The sequence below is a fragment of the Streptomyces sp. RP5T genome, assembly GCF_003933965.1.
In the GTDB taxonomy this organism is placed as follows: Bacteria; Actinomycetota; Actinomycetes; order Streptomycetales; family Streptomycetaceae; genus Streptomyces.
Map to the genome: position 1 here is coordinate 1 of NZ_RSAJ01000657.1, position 4,324 is coordinate 4,324.

At 72.6% G+C, this 4,324-nt stretch carries 4 protein-coding genes and 1 pseudogene; 1 reads left to right on the forward strand and 4 read right to left on the reverse strand.

Translation table 11 applies throughout. The features are described 5' to 3' along the window. Positions 1–1,470, reverse strand: a 1,470-nt coding sequence (locus EHS43_RS38525) for an amidohydrolase (RefSeq protein WP_148104207.1), incomplete at its 3' end; no start/stop codon positions are given. A gap of 109 nt (positions 1,471–1,579) precedes the next feature. After that, positions 1,580–2,020 carry an Lrp/AsnC family transcriptional regulator gene (locus EHS43_RS38530; RefSeq protein ID WP_037714765.1) on the reverse strand — a complete coding sequence of 147 codons (441 nt, stop codon included), beginning with the start codon at positions 2,018–2,020 and terminating at the stop codon, positions 1,580–1,582. Positions 2,021–2,288: 268 nt separating this feature from the next. Here EHS43_RS38530 and EHS43_RS38535 point away from each other — a divergent pair, with 268 nt between their 5' ends. Then, positions 2,289–2,723 carry a hypothetical protein gene (locus tag EHS43_RS38535; protein WP_125195240.1) on the forward strand — a complete coding sequence of 145 codons (435 nt, stop codon included), beginning with the start codon at positions 2,289–2,291 and terminating at the stop codon, positions 2,721–2,723. Positions 2,724–2,733: 10 nt separating this feature from the next. Here EHS43_RS38535 and EHS43_RS38540 read toward each other — a convergent pair whose 3' ends face one another. Together EHS43_RS38540 and EHS43_RS38545 are read right to left on the reverse strand one after the other, a co-directional pair. Beyond that, positions 2,734–3,828 (reverse strand): phosphotransferase family protein, encoded by a 1,095-nt coding sequence (locus tag EHS43_RS38540; protein WP_125195241.1) that lies wholly within the window; start codon positions 3,826–3,828, stop codon positions 2,734–2,736. A 35-nt stretch (positions 3,829–3,863) separates the two neighbouring features. Continuing rightward, positions 3,864–4,324: pseudogene (locus tag EHS43_RS38545) on the reverse strand (hypothetical protein); the annotation flags it as partial.

Genomic DNA, 4,324 nt, shown 5'->3' on the forward strand with positions numbered 1-4,324 from the left:
GGCCACCCGGTCGTCGGGGGCCTGCACCAGCAGTTCGCCGGTGCGCCACACGGCGTAGTCGGCGGGGGCGCCGGGCACCAGGACGCCCGCGTCGTCCCGGCCGATCGCCCGCCAGCCGCCGCGGGTGTGCGCGGTGAAGGCGGCGCGCACGGAGACGCGGTGCCCGGGGGTGTGGTGGAAGGCGGCCGCGCGGACCGTGCCCCACGGGTCGAGGGGGGTGACGGGGCTGTCGGAGCCGAAGGCGAGCGGGACACCGGCGCGCAGGAGGGCCGCGAAGGGGTTCAGACGGCTCGCCCGCTCCCGGCCAAGCCGCCGGGCGTACATGCCGTCCTCGCCGCCCCACAGGGCGTCGAAGGCGGGCTGGACGGATGCGGTCAGCCCGAGCTCGGCGAAGGCGGCGATGGTCTCGGGGGTGAGCATCTCGACGTGCTCGACGCGGTGCCGGGCGGCGCGGACCCGGGCGAGGCCGAGCTTGTCCGCGGTCGCGCGGACGCCCTCGACCACGGCGGTCACGGCCGCGTCGCCGATGGCGTGGAAGCCGGCCTGCAGGCCCGCCTCGGTGCAGGCGACGACATGGGCGGCCACGGCCGCGGCGTCCAGGTAGGCGAGTCCGGTGTGCCCGGCGTCGGTGTACGGCTCGTGCAGGCACGCGGTGTGGGAGCCGAGAGCCCCGTCCACGAAGAGGTCGCCCGCGGCGCCGAGCGCACCGAGCTCACGCGCCTTGGCCACGCCTTCCTCGGCCTGCTCGGCCCAGTAGCCGACCACCCTCGGGCCCGCTTCCTCGTCCGCGAGGCGCAGCAGACCCGTGAAGTCGTCCTCGGAGGAGATCTCGGGGCCTGCGCATTCGTGAAGGGTTCCGATGCCGAGGGAGGCGGCGTGCGCGAGGGCGGCCCGCTGGGCCTCGGCGCGCTGGGCGGGCGTGACGGAACCGAGTGCGGTGGCGCGCACGGTGTGGTGGGCGTCGGCGGTCAGGGGGCCGTCCACGGGACCCAGGGACGTCATGTCGAGCAGTGCGGTCGTCGCGACCGCCGAGTGGACGTCGATACGGCTGAGATACAGCGGGCGGCCGCCGGTCGCCTCGTCGAGTTCCGCGCGCGTGGGCGGGCGGCCACCCGGCCAGCGGGAGGCGTCCCAGCCGTGGCCGAGCAGGACGCGGTCGCCGGGGCGGGCGGCCGCGAAGTCCCGCACGAGGCCCAGGGCCGCCTCCAGGGAGGGGGCCCCGGAGAGGTCGAGGCCGGTCAGGGCGAGGCCGGTGGCGGTCGTGTGCACATGTGCGTCGGTGAACGCGGGGGTGACCAGAGCGCCGTCCAGGTCCACGACCTCGTCGACACCGTCCGCGAAGGCGTCGGCGGCGCCTTCCGAACCGACCCAGGCCACCTGTCCGCGTTCGACGACCATGGCGGTGGCGAAGGGGTCGGCGGGGCTGTGGACCTCGCCGCGACGGAGGAGGACGGTGTTCGGTTCGCTCATGGGGGACAGTTTCGCAGGAGGCCGCACGCCGTGAGGGTGCGGGGCGCGTTGCCGGGTGCCCGTCCCGCGCGGCCCCTCGCCCTCCTCGGGAACACCGGGCGCCGTCGGTTCAGATGCGCGGCGGCCGCGCCTCGTAGGGAGTCGACAGCACCACCGTCGTACGGGTCGAGACGCCCGCCAGCGACCTCAGGCGGGCCAGCAGCTCCTCCAGCTCGTGCGGGGTCGCCACCCGCACCTTGAGGATGTAGTTCTCGTCGCCCGCCACGCTGTGGCACGCCTCGATCTCGGGGACGCCCTTCAGACGGTCCGCGATGTCGTCGGGGGCGCTGGGATCGAACGGTTTCACTGAGATGAAGGCGGTCATGGGCAGGCCCACCGCCTCGGGGTCGACCACCGCGGCGTACCCGCGGATGACACCGCGCTGCTCCAGCCGGCGCACCCGCTGGTGCACGGCCGAGGTGGACAGGCCCGTGGCCTTGCCCAGGTCCGTGTAACTCATCCGCCCGTCCTTGACGAGCAGCTGCACGATTTGTCGGTCCAGCTCCTCCATGGCGCTAGAACCTACAGTGCGCCTGATCTCCTCCGATACCTGAGCGCCCCAGGTCATGCCCGGTTCGTGATGTGACGGCGGAGTGCCTGTGCGGCGCCTGAGGGACAAAACGACCGCCAGGGGCATCTGCGAGAGGCATGTGACGAAGGCCACACCCCCGCGAGAACCTCCGTGATGTTCTCGTGATTACCGCCATGACGGGACGGGAAGTGCTTGCTGTGGTCGAGGCCGCAGTGCCTTCACGGCCCAGCCCGAGGGGGAGAACCCAATGCAGAGTCTTCAGCGCCCTGGTCGTACCGCGCCCAAGCGCCTCCAGGCGGTCGTCGCCTCCGAGCCGGAGGGCGTCGAACCCGACGCCCTGGACGACGAGTTCGACGCGTACGACACCTTCGAGATGTACCGGGTGATCTGCCCGGACTGCGCGCAGCCCATCGCCCTGCTCGCGGACGAGGAGGTGCTGCCGGAGCACGCGCTGTGCGCCTCGCCGTGGAATCCGTTCGGCCTCACGGTCTGCGCCGGTACGGGCCGCAAGGCCACCGAGGCCCGGTCGGCGGACGAGTCGGCTGAGCCCCAGGAGCAGGACACCGCCCTGCTGTTGACGCTCCCCCAGGGACTCGACTGGCGCACCCAGCCCTTCTCGCACGTCGGCGGCCCGGGCTCGCGCCCCATGCGCGTGCGGGTGATGCGCCGTCAGGCCGCCTGAGCCGCCTCGTTCATCCCCAGTAGCTGCCCTGCACCATGGCCCGCAGGCTGCCGTGGTGCAGGATCAGTGTGTCCGGGTCCGCCGGTACGGCCACTTCGCCGAAGTGCGCCTGGCGGTAGGCGACGCGCAGCATGACGATCGCGTGCCGCAGCGCGGCGTACAGCGTGAAGAAGTCCATGTCGTGCGGGGTGTGGCCGGTGAGTTCGGCGTACCGGGCCTCGATCCGGTCGCGCCTGAGGAAGGCGGGCAGTCCGGACCCGCCGAAGGCGACCGTCAGGTCCTGGAAGAAGCGGTGCAGGTAGACGGTCCAGCCGAGGTCGACCTCGCGCGGGGCCAGGGCCGCCATCTCCCAGTCCAGGACGGCGACGGGGTCGAAGCCGTCGTAGATCACGTTCCCTATGCGCGCGTCGCCCCAGTTGAGGACGGGCGGCCCGGGGTCGGACGGCCAGAGTTCCTCCAGCCGGTCGAAGGCGTGCTCGATGAGGGGTGAGCGGGCCAGTCCGTCGACCACCCAGTCGTAGTAGGCGCGTTGGGCGGTGACATGGCGGCGCAGGGCGTCGCCCTCGCCGGGCAGTGCCAGGAACTCGGCTTCTTCTAGCGGCACTTGGTCGTGCAGGCGGGCCAACAGCGCGATGGTGGCCGCTTCCAGGTGCTCCCGCTCGGCGTCGCTCGCGGCGTGCAGCCAGTTCCCCTCGTAGGTGTAGGGCATGACGTCCGGCGGCACGCGCCCGGGCACGCGCTCCATGACGAAGAAGGGCGCCCCGAGCGGTCCCGGGTCCTCCTCCAGCCACTGCACCTTCGGGACGGGCAGGTCCGTCCAGCGGACCACCGTGAGCATCGTGCGGTACTGGCGGGCCATGTCGTACACCGGGAAGACGGTGTACGCGGCGGGGTCCGCGGCGAGCCTCAACGCGCAGGACCGCAACGGTGGTTCGGGGTGTTCGATGTCGAAGAGCAGGGTCTCGCTGGACAGGCCGTTCGAGGCGGGCACCGTGACACCGACCGCCTTCGCACCGGGCAGGCGGACGCCCAGCCAGGCGGTGAGGCGGCGGGCGAGCTCCTCCGGGTCGCGGGTGGTGGTGCGCGGGCGGGGTGCCGTGGCCATGTCGTCAACTCCCTTGTGGAGCAGCGGGAAAGCTCCTACGGGGCCACCGAGTCGAAACCGGTGAAGCCGCTGGGGTCGTGCCGCCCGAACGAGCCGTGCTCGAAGATGCCGTGACCGGTCCGGCCGTCCAGCCGGAAGCGTGCCGCGTGGTCGGTGACACCGAAGGCGGCGAGCGGGTGCGGCTCGGTCAGGTCGTAGGTGCGGCGGTCGGTCCAGTCGCGGCCTCGCCAGGTGCCGTGCTGCCAGTCGTCGGCCGGTGGATAGCCGGCGCCGAGTGCGAGGGGTGAGGAGGTGAGGATCTCCATCTCCAGTTCGACGGGCTTGCGGACGTCACCGAGGTGGATCAGGGCGCGTTCGGGGTGGCGGGTGCCGGAGCGGTAGGTGATCTCGGCCTGGGGCCAGCCGAGTTGGCGGTCGCGGTGGCCCGGGCGGACGAGCGTCGCGTCGTTCAGGGAACGATGGCCGTCGGCGTCCTCCTGGACGATCACCATGAGGA